This is a genomic window from Phycisphaerae bacterium (assembly GCA_017999985.1).
Taxonomy (GTDB): Bacteria; Planctomycetota; Phycisphaerae; order UBA1845; family Fen-1342; genus JAGNKU01.
This window is the reverse complement of the sequence record JAGNKU010000001.1, coordinates 847285-862937: the sequence shown is the minus strand read 5'-3', so window position 1 is coordinate 862937 and position 15653 is coordinate 847285. Positions and strand designations below refer to the sequence as shown.

At 68.3% G+C, this 15653-nt stretch carries 10 protein-coding genes; 7 read left to right on the top strand and 3 right to left on the bottom strand.

Going from position 1 to position 15653, the window contains the following annotated elements; all coding sequences use genetic code 11:
- The first annotated feature begins 286 nt into the window (after positions 1 to 286).
- Positions 287 to 2719, top strand: coding sequence for a hypothetical protein (locus KA383_03400; protein MBP7745153.1), 2433 nt, complete (start codon positions 287 to 289; stop codon positions 2717 to 2719).
- Positions 2720 to 2836: 117 nt separating this feature from the next.
- Positions 2837 to 3730, top strand: a complete 894-nt coding sequence (locus KA383_03395) for a cation transporter (protein ID MBP7745152.1) — start codon at positions 2837 to 2839, stop codon at positions 3728 to 3730.
- Here KA383_03395 and KA383_03390 read toward each other — a convergent pair.
- Together KA383_03390 and KA383_03385 are read right to left on the bottom strand one after the other, a co-directional pair.
- Positions 3694 to 5175: a rhamnulokinase gene (locus tag KA383_03390; protein ID MBP7745151.1), complete on the bottom strand. Its 1482-nt coding sequence runs from the start codon at positions 5173 to 5175 to the stop codon at positions 3694 to 3696. The genes KA383_03395 and KA383_03390 overlap by 37 nt on opposite strands.
- 32 nt (positions 5176 to 5207) lie before the next feature.
- Positions 5208 to 6404, bottom strand: coding sequence for a sugar isomerase (locus tag KA383_03385; GenBank protein ID MBP7745150.1), 1197 nt, complete (start codon positions 6402 to 6404; stop codon positions 5208 to 5210).
- Positions 6405 to 6696: 292 nt separating this feature from the next.
- On the opposite strand from KA383_03385, the gene KA383_03380 reads away from it, so the two are divergent.
- Both KA383_03380 and KA383_03375 read left to right on the top strand, forming a co-directional pair.
- Positions 6697 to 8526: a sodium:proton antiporter gene (locus KA383_03380; GenBank protein ID MBP7745149.1), complete on the top strand. Its 1830-nt coding sequence runs from the start codon at positions 6697 to 6699 to the stop codon at positions 8524 to 8526.
- A gap of 190 nt (positions 8527 to 8716) precedes the next feature.
- Entirely contained in the window at positions 8717 to 8935 is a 219-nt protein-coding gene (locus KA383_03375) for a DUF2934 domain-containing protein (protein ID MBP7745148.1), read from the top strand.
- A gap of 249 nt (positions 8936 to 9184) precedes the next feature.
- Here KA383_03375 and KA383_03370 read toward each other — a convergent pair whose 3' ends face one another.
- Positions 9185 to 11437, bottom strand: coding sequence for a DUF4159 domain-containing protein (locus KA383_03370; GenBank protein ID MBP7745147.1), 2253 nt, complete (start codon positions 11435 to 11437; stop codon positions 9185 to 9187).
- Between the two features lie 174 nt (positions 11438 to 11611).
- Here KA383_03370 and KA383_03365 point away from each other — a divergent pair, with 174 nt between their 5' ends.
- From KA383_03365 to wecB, 3 genes are all read left to right on the top strand, one after another.
- Entirely contained in the window at positions 11612 to 12859 is a 1248-nt protein-coding gene (locus KA383_03365) for a serine/threonine protein kinase (GenBank protein MBP7745146.1), read from the top strand.
- 165 nt (positions 12860 to 13024) lie between these two features.
- Complete coding sequence (locus KA383_03360; protein ID MBP7745145.1) at positions 13025 to 14500, top strand: amino acid decarboxylase; 1476 nt, start codon at positions 13025 to 13027, stop codon at positions 14498 to 14500.
- Positions 14497 to 15648: a UDP-N-acetylglucosamine 2-epimerase (non-hydrolyzing) gene (gene wecB, locus KA383_03355; protein ID MBP7745144.1), complete on the top strand. Its 1152-nt coding sequence runs from the start codon at positions 14497 to 14499 to the stop codon at positions 15646 to 15648. The genes KA383_03360 and wecB overlap by 4 nt, the downstream gene beginning before the upstream one ends.
- The last annotated feature ends 5 nt before the right edge of the window (positions 15649 to 15653 follow it).

Below are 15653 nucleotides of genomic sequence, written 5' to 3'. Positions count from 1 at the left end.
TCTGACCGCTCTACCTTGAACGCCGTACGTGCGTTGGCGCAGTCGCCTTTTCCAGAGAAAAGTTGATTCAACTCTGCCGGCGTTGTAGACTTTCTCTGGAGGTTTTTATCTGGACCGGCCTCCCCCCCGGGGAAAGGGCGGGAGAGAGGTCTTCGGCACGTTTCAATGACGAGTATCTCTCGGCCATGCTCTTGGTATGAGAACAGGCCGAGAGTCGGTGCTCGTCCTCGTTTCGGGCGGGCGTGGCGCTGGACTTGGCAGCAGAAGTCCTTTTGGGAGAAGCGACATGCATCAGCACACAGCGGGAGTGGCGCGTCGGATTCTCGGCTGGACGACTTGGGGATTGGTGAGTTGGTTGGCCTGCGGTGTCGCGGTCGCGGATGTGATCCACGTTGATGACGATGCCGCGCTCGGCGGCGATGGCACGCTCTGGACCAGCGCGTTCAAATACCTGCAGGATGCGCTCGCGGTCGCGACGGCCAGCGATGAGATTCGAATCGCCGGCGGGACGTATACGCCGGACCTGGGGGGCGGCATGGGCGCCGGCGATCGGCTCGCGAGCTTTCATCTGCTCAGCGGGGTGGCGATCTACGGCGGGTATGCCGGGCTGGCGCAGCCGGGCAATCCGGACGCGCGGGATGTGGCGCTCTATGAGTCCATTCTGACCGGCGACCTGGGCGGCAACGATGATCCGAACGACGTCTTCGTCAATCGCGGCGACAATAGCTACCACGTGGTCATCGCCAGCGACACGGACGCGAGCGCGCGGCTTGACGGGGTGACGATCACCGGCGGCTTCGCGGTGGCGTACGACGGTCAGCCCAACGGCGGCGGCGTGTACATGGTGGACGGCAGTGCGACGTTCGCCGGCTGCACGATTCGGCGGAACGCGACGTACTCGGGCTATCCGGCGGATAGCGCGGGCCAGCCTACAGGCGACGGCGGCGGGGTGTTTTGCCAGGGCGGTGCGCCCACGTTTACGCATTGCAGCGTGACCGACAACGCCGCCGGGCCCGGAAAGGAGGGCGGCCAGGCGTACTTCCACAATCCCACGGTGGGCGGTAACGGGGGCGGATTCTGCTTCAAGTCCACACAGCCCACGCTGTCCGAGTGCACACTGGAGCGGAACCGCGCCGGACATGGCGGCAACGGTCGATGGATTATCGGCGAAGGCGAAGGCCAATCCGGTGCCGCGGGTGGCAGCGGTGGAGCCATCTATGTGACTGGCCCGTCAACCGTTGTCATCACCGGCTGCAATTTGGTCGCCAACCAGGCCGGTGCGGGTGGCGATGGCTATGACGGAATCTGGTGGGCGGGCTCGGCCGCGCCGGGCGGCCACGGGGGCGCTATTTGCGCGCGAGACTCCAGCGTGTCGCTCACAGGCTGCACGCTCACTGGAAGCCGATCCGGTACCGGTGGAAGTGGCGGCAGTTGCTGGGGAGAAATGGGATCGGGCAGCGGGTGCGACGGCGCCCCAGCCGGCAGCGGCGGCGCGATATACGCGGTCAATGGCACGACCGAGCTTCTGAATTGCGAGCTTACGGACAACAGCACGGCGGCCGGCGGCGACGCCGGCGGGGGCGGCCGTCAGGGAAGCGGTGGCGATGGCGGGTATGGCGGTGACGGCGGCGCCCTTTACCTTAGCGGGACGCTCGTGTCGGTACGCAATTGCCACCTCGCCGGCAATTCGACTGGCGGTGGTGGCCTGGGTGGCTCGACCGGCTGTGACTACGCCTGCTGGGGCTACGGCGGGCCGGGCGGCCACGGCGGCGATGGCGGCGCACTTCACGTCAGCGGGACAACCGTGACGGTTCAAGCGTGCCAGCTTATCGGAAACCTGACCGGCGACGGCGGTGACGGCGGCGAGAATGGCAGCACGCCCGAATGGCCTGTAGGTGTGGGCGGCAGCGGTGGCGCCGGCGGTGACGGCGCGGGGCTGTTCGTGGCCGGTATGCAGACCAACACTACCTTCATCGACTGCATCGTCGGTGGCAACGCCACGGGTAGCGGTGGCGCGGGGCAACTGGGTGACACCTGGGGCGTCGGTGGCAGCGCCGGGCGCAGTGCTGGTGTGTGCTCGGAGGCACAGCTCACGCTCCGGAACTGCACGATTGCATACAACGAGGTGGGCGAGCCGGGCGATCCGAACAGCGCCCTCGCCCTGGCCGGCGGGCTCGAGCTCGTGACCGGCGGCACGGCGACCATCGAAAACACGATCCTGTGGGGCAACATCGGTGACGCACCGAGCGTTGAAACCCAGCAAATCGCCGGCACGCCGACCGCGATCAACTACTGTGACGTGGAAGGCTGGACCGGCGCCCTCGGTGGCACGGGCAACTTCGCACTGGACCCGGCGTTCGCCGACGCAAGCGCTGACGACTATCACCTCACGATGGATTCACCTTGCATCGACGCGGGCAATCCGGGCCTTGTGCCGCTGCCGGGTGAGACCGACATCGACGGCCAGGCGCGCGTGATGCGCAGCGGCGTGGACATTGGCGCGGATGAAGTCCCGCCCTCCGCCGGCCGCGGCGATGTGAACTGCGACGGCGTGGTCGGTTTTGGTGACATCAATCCGTTCGTGCTGCTCCTCAGCAATCCAACCGCCTGGCAGAAAATGTACCCCGGTTGCCCAGCGTCCAATGGCGACATCAACGAGGATGGCGTGGTCGGCTTCGGCGACATCAATCCGTTCGTCGCGCTGCTGACCAGCCCGTAAGCGAGGTCGTGGCGACTCTGGCGCGCATCATCTAGGATGGTGGCAATCGTCGCCGCCGCGCCCGGCATTCGTTCGGCGGGCGCGGCGGATGACGCGGTCCGTTGTTGAGCGGAACGTATGCCCCGTGCTGCGGCCATGCGCGCCACCTGGGTGGCAATCGGAGCGAACACGCTGCTGCTGGGCCTGAAGGCCAGCGCCACCAGTCTGTCCGACAGCCTCACGATCTTCTCCGAGACATTGAATTCGCTGTCCGACGTCGTTTCCTCGGTGGTCATTTTGATTTGCGTCCGGCTGGCGTGGCAGAGCCCCGACGAGGACCACCCCTTCGGACATCGTCGGGCCGAGCCGATCGCCGGCCTGGTCGTCGCCATCTTCACCGGCATCCTGGGGTTCGAGGTCTGCAAGACGGGCGTGCTGCACCTCGTGCACGGCGAATTGCCGGAGCGGATCGGGCCATATCCGATTGCCGCCCTGTGCCTGACGGCGGTGTTCAAGACCCTGCTGTCGGTGTTCTTCCGTCGGCGCGGCCGAGAGCTCAACAGCCCGGCCTTGCGGGCGACGGCGATCGACTGCCGCAACGACGTGTTTATCGCGCTCCAAGGCCTGATTGCGGTAATTGTCGCCGAGCTGAAATTGCCGCTGCTCGACGTGCTGGCCTCGCTGCTCGTGGGCGGCTACATCCTCTACAGCGGCCACCGTATCGGCATGGAGAACCTCGGCTACCTGATGGGCCGGGCGCCGGAGCGTGAGTTGCTGCAGCAGATCGAAACGGCGGCGGCGGCCGTGCCGGGCGTGCAAGGCGTCGGCGACGTGAAAGCGCACTACGTGGGGACGTTCGTGCACGTCGAGCTGACGGCGGTCGTCGACGGGGATCTGTCCACGACGGATTCACACGACGTGTGTGAAGCGACGCGCGCCGCGGTCGAAGCGCTCGGCCATGTGGACCGCGCGTTCGTGCACATGGCCCCGATTCATCACGTGCCCGCCACCGACGCGCGGAAGCGGCCGTAGGCAGCATCCCACGCGGCGCAGTTCCGGGGGTCATAGTTCGTCACCGGCGTCGACGCGCGGATCACGCGGCGCAGCTCCGCCAGCGACGACACGCGCCCCTGCGCGAGGGCCTGCACCATGACGTTCCCGGCCGCGGTGGCTTCGGCAGGACCGGCGCGCACCGGCTTGCCGGTCGCGTCGGCGATGAACTGGTTGAGCAGTGCGTTGCGCACGCCGCCGCCGACGATGTGAAGGACGCCGATCCGCCGGCCGGTGATGCGCTCCAGGGTGTCGAGCACGTGCCGGCATTTCAGCGCCAGGCTCTCCAGCGCACAACGCACCATCGGCCCGGGTCCGGCCGGCACCGGCTGGCCGGTCTCGCTGCAGGCGGCGCGGATGCGGGCCGGCATATCGCCGGGCTCGGCAAAGCGCGGATCGTCGGGATCGACGAACGCCACGAACGGCGGGGCGCCTTCGGCCAGTCGCGCCAGCTCTTCCCACGAGTAGTCCTGCCCGGCTGCGGCCCATGCGCGCTGGCATTCCTGCACCAGCCAGAGCCCGGTCACGTTCCGCAGAAAGCGGGTCGTGCCGGCGACGCCGGCCTCGTTTGTGAAATCGGCCCCGCGCGTTTCCGGCGTAATTCGCGGGGCAGGCAGCTCGACGCCGACGAGCGACCACGTGCCGGAGCTGATGTACGCCCAGTCGTCGCCCTGCGCGGGGACCGCGGCCACCGCGGCAGCCGTGTCGTGCCCGGCGCAGCGAATGACCGGCGTGCCGGCCTGGCCGACCTCGTCGCTGACCTCTGCCAACAGCGGGCCGGCCGGCGTCGCCGTCGCGGCGATGGTCGGCAGAATGTGTGCGGGCAGTCCGAGGCGGCGGAGCAACTCGACGTCCCACGCGCCGGCGCGCGGATCGAGCATCTGCGACGTGCTGGCGATGGTCCGCTCGGTGCCCAGCGTGCCGGTCAGCCAATAGGCGAACAGGTCCGGCATGAAGAGCAAACGCTCGGCCGCGTCCAGCATGGTGGGGGCGGCACTTTGCAGCGCGACGAGCTGATACAGCGAGTTGAACGGCAGGAACTGGATGCCGGTGCGCTGGTAGATTTCGGCGCGCGGCACGGTCTGGAAGACGCGCTCCATGACGCCCTGATTGCGCGGGTCGCGGTAGTGCCGCGGCATGGCGAGCAGTTCGCCGCCGCGGGCAAGCAGACCGAAATCGACGCCCCAGGTATCGATGCCAATGGCGTCCAGATGCACGCCGCGCTGGGTGCAGGCGGCAATCCCGGCCTTCAGCTCATCGAAGAGCCGGAGGGCATCCCAATACAAGTGACCATGAATGCGCACCGGGCCGTTCGCGAAGCGGTGCACCTCCTCCAGCGTCAGTCGCGCCCCGTCGAACACTCCCAGCATCGCGCGGCCGGAGGAGGCACCCAGATCGAAAGCGAGATAGTGGGCCGTTGCTGTCATGTGCCGCTCCATGACCAGGACCGCGATGCGCGTCAGGCATAGCTCTGGCCACCACTCTGCTTCCGTGGGCCGCGCTCTTTCGCCACCCGCGCGGCGTAGCCGCTCTCGCGGAAGGCCTGCAGCGGGTCCGGCGGCAGCTTCCGACTCTGCCGGAACTCAGCCAGCAGCGGGCGGACGTCCGTCGCGTACGCGTCGCGCAGGAGCGACTCCGCCATCACGAGGTCGTCGCGTTCGCGCGCTTTCTGCAACGCCGCATGATCGACGAGCAGCGCCTTCGCGAAATGCTCCTGCGCCGTCATCACCGTCTGGATCATTGCCTCGATCTTCGGCTTGAGGTTGTGCGACTGGTCCACCATGTACGCGATCGGCAGATCTTTGCCGCGTTCATGCTCCGCCGCCGTGATCTCGTGGAAGATGCGGAAGAGCTGATACGGGTCAATGCTGCCCATCGTCAGGTCATCATCCGCGTACTTGCGGTCGTTGAAGTGGAAGCCGCCGAGCATGTCCTCGTCGATCAGGAACGCGACGATGTGCTCGATGTTGCAGCCCAGCAGATGGTGACCCGTGTCGACGAGCACCTTGGCCCGCGGGCCGGCGTGCCGCGCGAAGGCACATGCCATCCCCCAGTCGGCGATATCCGTATGATACGAGGCCGGCTCGAACGGCTTGTATTCGACCAGCATCGTCCAGTCGCTGGGCATGGCCGCGTGCACCTCGCGCAGCGCCTCGGTCATCCAGTGTTTGCGTTGCCGGATGTGGCCTTGCCCCGGATAGTTCGTGCCGTCCGCGAACCACAGGCTCAGAAGCTGCGACCCAACGCGCCGGCCGATCGCGACGCTGTCGAGCATGTGCTCGAGCGCCCGCCGGCGAATCGCCGGATCGCGATTGGTCACTGAGCCCCACTTGTAGCACTGGTCCTGGAACACGTTGGGGTTGATCGCCCCGATGCGCACGCCGAGCTGCGCGGCCTGCGCGGCGATCGCGGCCGGATCGGTGCCCGTGGGGAAATCCCACAGCACGTGCACGGCGACACTCGGGCAGCAGCCGGTGAACTGGTGGACCTGGGCGGCGTCGGCCAGTTTCTCCGCGATCGTTGACGCGGCGGCGTCCTGGAGGAACTTGCCGAAGCGCGTGCCCGTGTCGGCGTAGCCCCAGGAAGGCGTTTCGATCTGGAAGCGGTCCAGACGCGTGACCAGCGCCGTTTCGTCGAGATGTCGCGGTAGATGCATCGTGGTCTCCAGACAGCGAATCCGCAGCCCGCCATGTTACCCGGAGTCGCTCACCGCACCCAAACTCCGCCGACCGCGCGCAACCGGGTGGTACGGGCATCTTGTCCGTGCCGACGACGGGCGGGACGCCCGTAGCACGCCCGGTGCCCGTACCACCGCTGTTGCCTGTACCGCCCCTGTTGCGCGTACCACCCCCGTCATGAGTTACCTTGAATGAGGCCGCGCACTAGAATGCCGACCCCGGGCCGGGTCGCGCGCGGTGCGACCTTGCTGTCACGACTGGAGACCGGGTGTGCCTGAGCAGGCCTTGTTTCAGGTGGCGTGCGTCGTTGTCCTCGGCGTTGGCGCCCAGTGGCTGGCTGCGCGCATCGGGCTGCCGTCGATCCTGCTCCTGCTGACGTTCGGCTTCATTGCCGGCCCGGTGACCGGGCTGCTGCAGTTCAATCCCCAGTTCGACGAGGTGCTGTTTCCGTTTGTCTCGCTCGCGGTCGCGCTGATCCTGTACGAAGGCGGCCTGACCCTCAAGCTCGCCGAGCTGCGCGGGGCCGGCCGCGTGGTCACGTATCTGTGCTCGATCGGAGCGCTGCTGACGTGGGCCGTGAGCACGGCGGCGGCGTACCTGATCTTCGACGAACTCAGCCTGGGCGTCGCGGCGCTGCTGGGGGCGATCCTGGTGGTGACCGGCCCCACGGTCATCGGTCCCCTGTTGCACCACATTCGCCCGACGGGGCCGGTCGGCCCGATCCTGAAGTGGGAAGGCATCGCCGTCGACCCGCTCGGCGCTACTCTCGCGGTGCTCGTGTTCGAGGTCATCGCCAGCGGACGCAGCCCCGACGTCGCGGCCGCGCACGTCGCGCTCAGCCTGCTCAGGACAATCATGATCGGGGGCGGCTTGGGGGTGGCGGCGGCGTACCTGCTGGCGCTGCTGCTGCAGCGCTACTGGATTCCGGACTTCCTCCAGAACTCCGTCTCGCTCATGTTCGTGATCGCGGCCTTCGCGGGCGCGAACGCCCTGCAGGACGAGTCCGGGCTGCTGACGGTCACCGTGATGGGCTTCGTACTGGCCAACCAGAAGCTCGCGGACGTGCGCCACATCGTCGAGTTCAAGGAGAACCTGCGCGTCCTGCTCATCTCGGCCCTGTTTATCCTCCTGGCAGCGCGGCTGGACCCGGCCAACCTGAAACAAGTGGGCGTGGGCGGGGCCGTGTTCGTGGCCCTGCTGATTTTCATCGGCCGTCCGCTCGCCGTCTGGGTCGCGACGGTGCGCTCCGGCCTGGCACAGCGCGAGCGGCATTTCCTGGCGTGGATGGCGCCGCGCGGCATCGTCGCGGCCGCCGTCTCCTCGCTGTTCGCGTTGCGCCTGGAAGATGCCGGCCACAGCGGCGCCCACCTGCTGGTGCCGATCGTGTTCCTCGTGATCATCGGCACCGTGGGTATCTATGGCCTGACCGCGCCGCTCGTCGCGCGCCGGCTCGGCGTAGCCGTGCCTAACCCGCAGGGCGTGATCCTGGTCGGCGCGCCGGCGTGGACGCGCGCGCTGGCCGTCGTGCTGCGCGACAAGGGCTTCCCGGTGCTGCTGGTCGACAACAACCGCTATCACGCCGCCGCCGCGCGCATGGAAGGTCTGCCAACGTACTCCGGCAGCATCCTGGCGGACTACGCGATCGACGAGATCAACCTCGGCGGCATCGGCCGGTTGCTAGCCGTCACGCCCAACGACTGGGTCAACGCCCTGGCCGTGCAGCGCTTCACCCGCATCCTGGGCAGCGCACACTGCTACCAGCTTCCGCCGCGGGCCGATCCGCAAGACAAGCCGGCGACCTACAAGCACCTGCACGGGCGCTGGCTGTTTGGCGAAGGCGTCACGTACTCCGAGCTCGCGCGCCGCTTCGGCGAGGGCCACACGATCAAGGCCACGCGACTGTCGGAGTCGTTCGATTACGCCGCTTTCACCTCCCGCTACGGGCCGACGGCCGTGCCCATGTTCGTCATTACCGAGAGCGGACGGCTGAGCGTCATCACCGCCGGACAGCCGCTCCTGCCCGTTGCCGGCCAGACGCTCATCAGCCTGGTCAAGGACCAGCCCGCGCCCGCCGCGCCGCCGCCCGCCGACGATGCATAGCGGCCGGCGGCGCGCGCGAAGCTCTGTGGCTGAAAGGGCTTGCAGCCGGCGGGCAGATAGCGCCGACGCTGCGCGCTACACTCCAGGTGTGAGCACTGCGCTCAGGTTTTCTCGTCGTTCATCCGATTGAAACCAACGTGGCCCCGGCGACGATTGTGCTCTCGGCCGGGCCCCGCGATGGAGGCTTCCCATGCCCACTGGTAGCACCGCCAAAGGCCTGCGGACCCGCCCGCGATCCAAGGCCGCCCTAGAGATTCCTGTCGTCGCCAACCCGACCGAAGAGCAGATTCGTCAGCGCGCATTCGAGATCTACCAGTCGCGTGGAGGGACACCGGGCAATCCCGAATGGGATTGGCAGCAAGCCGAACTTGAGCTCCGCGCGCGGATGGCCCTGCTCGGCAAACCTTGACCCAGACACCGTGTCCTGCGCGCCGGATTCGCGCTGGCGTGTCCGGCGCGGCGCTCGCGAGCACGCGCGATAGCTCCCCCCGCCTGACCGCTCAGCCCTGCCGTCATTCTGAAACTGCGTCGCCGGCTACGCGCCTACGCACAGGCGCGCGGGCACCTGCCCGCTGCCGAAGGCAAACCCGCCGAGCCATTCTCCACCCCTTGAGCGACGACTCGATCCACAGTCGCACGCCGCGGTGGGCGCCTCCGCTCATTCGCGCTCCAGCCGCGCCTTTTCGGCCGACGGCAGCGCGGCGTACAGCAGCAAGTTGCGCATGATCCGCAGGGCTGTCTCGGGCTCGTAGCCGCGGACGTTATATACCGGCGTGCCCAGCAGCCCTGTGCTCAGGTCCAGCGGGGAGTGAATCACGCTCAGACGCCGACCCGCCCGCACTCCCACCAAACGCGGGTACGACTGGCCCCGGGCCTCGGCACGCGCCGCGCGCCGGTAGGTCGCACCCGCGAGATCCTGCGCGTCCGGAATGCCGCGCCCGGTCAGGATGTACGACTCGGCCGGGATTGTCTCCGGCGCGCTGTAGGTGGCCAGTTGCACCTGCTCCTGCAGGCTGCGGGTGAAGGCGCGCGACCCGCCAGCCGCATCGGCCAGCAGCGTTCCGCCACCGCTGAGAAATTCGCGCAGGCCGCGCAACTCGCTCGGGCCGAGCTCAAACGCGTCGGTGCCGGTCAGGTAGGCGATGCTGAAGCTCTTAAGTTCGGGCGAGTCCAGCGTGATACCGGAGGTCACGAGCAGGCGCGTGGCGGCCTCGTTGTTCAGGTGGAGCCGTAGGCGTGTCCAGCCGTACGGCTCGACGTCCCAGCGGCCGTTGTACTTGATGCGGGCAACGCGAATCGTCCGCGTGGGATCCACATCGCGCTCGACAATCGTCGCCGTCTGCAGCCGGCTGCGAATCGAAGTCTTGTCAGTGGCGTAGTGGTACACGTTCGCCGCCAGTTGGAAGTCCCGTTCAAGCGCGCCACGTGGCACGTAGCGGTTCCAGGCGTCGGCCAAGTCGCGCGTCGACAGCAGCATCAGCGTGCGCACACCGTTGTGGGCCTCCAGCAACAGCGGCGGGTCCTCGATGCGGAACTGCACCTCGCCCGAAAGCAACGGGTGACTGGACTCCAGCGGGCGCAGGGGACAATCGGGCAGCACCCGGCGGGCTAGGTCCTCGAACCCCTCGCGAAAGGCCTCCCCTGAGCGGCCCGCGACGCCGAACAGGAGCCCGCCGCGCTGGCAATACTCGCGGAGCTTCTGGATCTCGACGGCATTGAACTCGGGGCGCTGCTCGCCATAGAGATACAAAACCGGGGCCTCCAGCAGGTCGTCCAGCGGGCCATCGAGCCGGACAATCTGCCAGTTCAACACCTTCTCGAAGGTGTGGCCGGCATAGCGCGTGAGCCCGGACAGGTCACGCAGCTTGCGATCCCAGTCGGGGCCGTGCGCGAGCTTGTTGAACATCAGCGGGGCGCGCCCGTGGCATAGAAACATGACCGCGAAGGCCGTGTTGCGCAGGGCGGTCGCCTGGTCACCGGTCATGGGCCACGAGCCGTCAGCCTGCTGATGTGCGAGCAGGTAGGCCGCCCCACTCCGGAACCACTCCTTGTTGCGGAAGGCTTTGTACCCGCTGGCCGCCCCCACCCGCTCGACGCCGTAGAGGTAGTAATAGGTCCAGCCCACGTCGCCGCGCGGGTTCTCCGGCGTGTATTCACGGCCGAACCAGTCGAGCCCCAGCTCGATCGCCGTCAGCAACCCGACCGCCTCGCGCGGCTGGGCGGCGTAGCGCTGGTCGAGCACGACGAACAGGGCTGCCAGCCCTGCCGCGGTCATGCTGCCGCGCGACTGCGTATCGCCCTGCTCATAACCCCAGCCCCCGTCAGTGTTCTGCACGCGAATCCAGTGTTCGGCGACCGCCTCCCAGTACGTCTCGGGCACCGGCAGGCCCGCGTCGGCCGCGAGCCACGCACCCAGAACACCGAACTGGCTGTTCGAGTTATCCCACCTGGACGGTAATCCGCCATCGGGCGGCGCGTCGTAGTCATACGAGCCGGCCCAGGGCGTGCCGCGCGGACCCACCGCCCGCAGCAGCCAGGCCAGATCCTCTTCCAGACGGCCGCGGAATTTCTTGCCCGGCACCAGCCCCAGCACATGCGCCCGCAGTCCGTGCGTGTACGTGCCTTGCAGCGCCTGCTCGGCGAACCACGTCAACGCCCGGTCCAGCGCCGTCTCACGCGGGTCGCGGCCGGCGTATAGCAGCGATAACACCGCCAGCCCCGTGTCGCCGGCCCGGATATGCTCCTGCACGGCGGCCTTGGATTCCCAGTGGCCGTCGGCGTTGCGGCGTCCTTCAATCCACGTGACCGCGCGCTGGATCGCCGCATCAACGCTCTCATCCGTGACCACCGGTACCTGGGCGGCCGCGAGCCCGGGACTGCCCAGGAGCAGCCCCAGCACAGCCACGCACACGCCGCCGCGTCCGCGGCGGGACCGTCCGAGAATGGGGAGAGTGGGGGCGGACGGTCCGGGAACGCTGGCCGACATCATGCGCAAGGTTTGCCTCTCATCCTGGGACCGCGTACAATTGAAAGATTAATCGTTTCATGTTCGTCGCGTCTACCTACATCGTCGGGAGCACTGCGGGTGGCAGACGGATCAGAAGATAGCCAAATCTGCCGAACGCTCATAGAGCGCCAACTGGTCACCCCGGAAGAGGTGCGCGCGGCGGGGGACCAGCAGCGGCAACTGGCCGTGACCGGTCGCGAACGCCCCCTGGCCGAAATTCTGGTGGACCTCGGTTTCCTGACCCGGACCCAGCTCCAGCGGCTGCATGGATCCAACGAAGACTCGGGCGGCCGGCCCGCCCAGCAACTCCCCGGCTACCAGATACTTAACAAGTGCGGCGCCGGGGCGATGGCGGTGGTCTACAAGGCCAAGCAGCTCAGCCTGGACCGCGTCGTGGCCGTCAAAGTCCTGCCCAAGCGGCTCAGCCGGAACGCCGAGTTCGTCGAGCGCTTCTACCGCGAGGGGCGGGCGGCGGCGCAGCTCAATCACGCCAACATTGTGCAGGCCATCGACGTGGCCGAGGCCAACGGCTACCACTATTTCGTGATGGAGTTCGTCGAGGGCTGCACGGTCTACGACGAGCTGGCCGACGGCAAGGTCTACAGCGAGGAAGAGGCGGTCGACATCATCACGCAGATCGCCCGCGCCCTCCTGCACGCCCACGAGCGCGGCTTCATCCACCGGGACGTCAAGCCCAAGAACATCATGCTGACCAGAGAGCGCGTCGCAAAGCTGGCGGACATGGGTCTGGCGCGCGAGACCACGGACGTGCAGGCCGCCATGGCGGAGGCCGGCCGCGCCTACGGCACGCCCTACTACATCGCCCCCGAGCAGATCCGCGGCGAGGTGGACATCGACCACCGGGCCGACCTGTATTCGCTCGGCGCGACCTTCTATCACATGGTCACCGGGCGCGTGCCATTCGAAGGCCCCACGCCCTCCGCCGTCATGCACAAGCACCTCAAAGAGCCCCTCACGCCGCCTGACCACCTGAATACGAAGCTCACTTCCGGCTGCGGCGCGATGATCGAGATGCTGCTGGCCAAGAACCGCGACGACCGCTACCCCAGTGCCCGCGAACTGCTCGTCGACCTGGGACGCCTGGCACGCAAGCAGCCCCCCGAGTACGCCCAGCAGACCGTCGGCGCCGACGTCTTCGAGACGCTGTCCTCCGGCCAGCCGCTGGCCCCCGAGCCCACCAATGGCAACGGCGCCGTCGTCCCCCGCACCTCGGATGAGGAGTCGCCGCCCACGCTGGCGATCGTCCTCGGCGTCATCGCCGGCGTAAGCCTGCTCGTCAACGCCATCCTCTTCGCCACGCGCTGACGGCCCCGTTGCCAACCCCTGAATCGCCTGTCCCCGGCCGTCGCGCCGGACAACTTCCACCGGTGCGCTGTGGACGCGCTCGCGGCGTGCACCAATAATCACGGCTTCGCCCGCGCCGACGCAGCCCGCGCCGGACCGGCATTGCCCCTGTGTACGGTTTGTACCATGACTCCGACCAACCACCGCTCCGCCAGTCATCCTGGCGATATTCCCGCTGTCGAATTCCGCCAGGCCATGCACCGCGCGGCCGACCTGATCGCCGACTACCTCGCGCACGTCCACGAGTACCCGGTCGTGCCACCGATCACGCCGGGCGACGTGCGCCGCCAATTGCCGCCCGCGCCGCCCGCTGAACCCGAAACGCTCGAACGCATTCTCGACGACTATCGCACGCTCATCGAGCCCAATACCACGCACTGGAATCACCCGGGCTTCATGGCGTACTTCGCCGTCACCGGCTCCGGCCCCGGCATCATCGGCGAGGCCCTCGCCGCCGCGCTCGATGTCAACGCCATGCTCTGGCGCACCGGACCGGCGGCGACGGAGCTGGAAGAGCACGCCTGCGACTGGGTCCGGCAGATGCTGGACCTGCCGGCCGAGTTCCGCGGCCACATCAACGACACGGCGTCGATGAGCTCACTGCTCGCGCTGGCGACCGCACGCGAGCACGCCGCCGGGCTGGATATTCGCCGCCGCGGCATGGCCGGCCGCGCCGATCTGCCGCCGCTGACGCTGTACTGCAGCGACCAGGCGCATTCCTCGATCGACAAGGCCGCGGTCACGCTCGGCTTCGGGCTCGAAAATTTGCGGCACATCGAAACGGACGATGAGTTCCGGATGCGGACCGACGCGCTGGAGGCCGCGATCGCCACGGACAAGCGCGCCGGGCGCCGGCCGGTCGCGGTCGTGGCCACGCTGGGCACGACGTCGACCACGTCCGTCGATCCGGTGCGTGAGATCGCCGCGATTGCACGGCGCGAGGACATGTGGCTGCACGTCGACGGCGCCTACGCGCTGGCCGCCGGCATCTGCCCGGAGTATCGCCCGCTGTTCGACGGCGTGGAGCTGGCCGATTCAATCGTCACCAACCCGCACAAGTGGCTCTTTGTCCCCGTGGACTGCTCGCTCCTCTTCGTCCGCGACCCCGTGCTGCTCCGCCGGGCGTTCTCCATTGTCCCCGCGTACTTGACGACGACCGAGACCGGTGTCACCAACCTGATGGATTATGGCGTGCAGCTCGGACGGCGCTTCCGGGCGCTGAAGCTCTGGATGGTGCTGCGCCGCTTCGGCGTGCACGGCCTGCAGGAGCGCATCCGGAACCACTGCGCGCTCGCGCGCGGCTTCGCGGACTGGGTGCAGCGCCAACCCGGCTTCGAACTCTGCGCGCCGGTGCCCTTCAGCACGGTCTGCTTCCGCGCCGTGCCACCGGTGTCGCCGGAAGAGCAGGATGCGTTCAATGAGCGGCTGCTGGCGGAGGTGAATAGCGCCGGGCCGGTGTTGATCTCGCACACGCGGCTGCACGGCCGGCACGTGTTGCGTTTGTCGGTCGGAAACCTGCGCACGACGCGCGCGACCCTGGAGCAGGCCCAGGACCTGATCTCCGCGGCGCATCGCCGGCTGTCGGATGGGAGCGCATCGTGAAACAGCGCGTCCTCGCGGTCTTCGGCACGCGACCCGAGGTCATCAAGCTGGCCCCCGTGATTCATGAGCTGCGCCGCCGAAATGACACCGTCGAGTTGCGGTTGTGCGCGACCGGCCAGCACCGCGAGATGCTCGACCAGACGCTGGCCGCCTTCGGAATGCGGCCGGACATGGACCTGCACGTCATGCAGGCCGGGCAGCATCCGACGGACTTGCTTGGCCGCCTGCTGGCAGCGCTGCGGCCGGTGCTCGACGAGCTGCGCCCCGACGTGCTGATCGTGCAGGGCGACACGACGACCGTGATGGCCGGCGCGCTCGCGGGGTATCTGCACGGCGTGCGCGTAGGCCACGTCGAGGCCGGGCTGCGGACGCGCGACAAGCGCGCCCCGTTCCCCGAAGAGATCAACCGCCGCGTGGCCGGTGTCGTCGCGGACGATCATTTCGCGCCGACCGCCCAGGCGCGCGCGAACCTGCTGGCCGAGGGCGTCGATTCGCGGCGCATCTTCCTCACCGGCAACACGATCGTCGATGCGCTGCTGTGGATGCGGGCGCGCGTCTCCGGCCGGCCGCTGCCGCCCGCGCTCGATCCAGGCGCGGCGCGGCTGGTCCTCGTCACGGCCCATCGGCGCGAGAGCTTCGGGCAGCCGTTTCGCGAATTGTGTGCTGCGCTGCGCGAGATCGCCATGCGCCACACGGACGTCTGCCTCATTTACCCCGTGCATCTGAATCCGCGCGTGCGCGGCCCGGTGCACGAGCTGTTGGGCAATTGCCCGCGTCTACGCCTGGTGGAACCGCTCGACTACGCCACGTTCGTCGCGCTGCTCGCCCGCGCGCACCTCGTCCTGACCGACTCCGGCGGCATCCAGGAAGAGGCCCCCGCGCTCGGCAAGCCCGTGCTGGTGCTGCGCGAAAAAACGGAGCGCCCCGAAGCCGTGACCGCCGGCGCGGTCAAGCTCGTCGGCACCGATCGCGCGCGGATCGTCGCCGAGGCCGACACGCTCCTCACGGATCCCGCGGCCTACGCCGCCATGGCCCGCCCGGCGTGCATCTACGGCGATGGGCGCGCCGCGGCGCGCATCGGCGAAGTCATCGTCACGGGACAGATGTCCACGCCGCCGTTTGAGCCCCCCGTCCCCAGCCCACAGTGAGCACG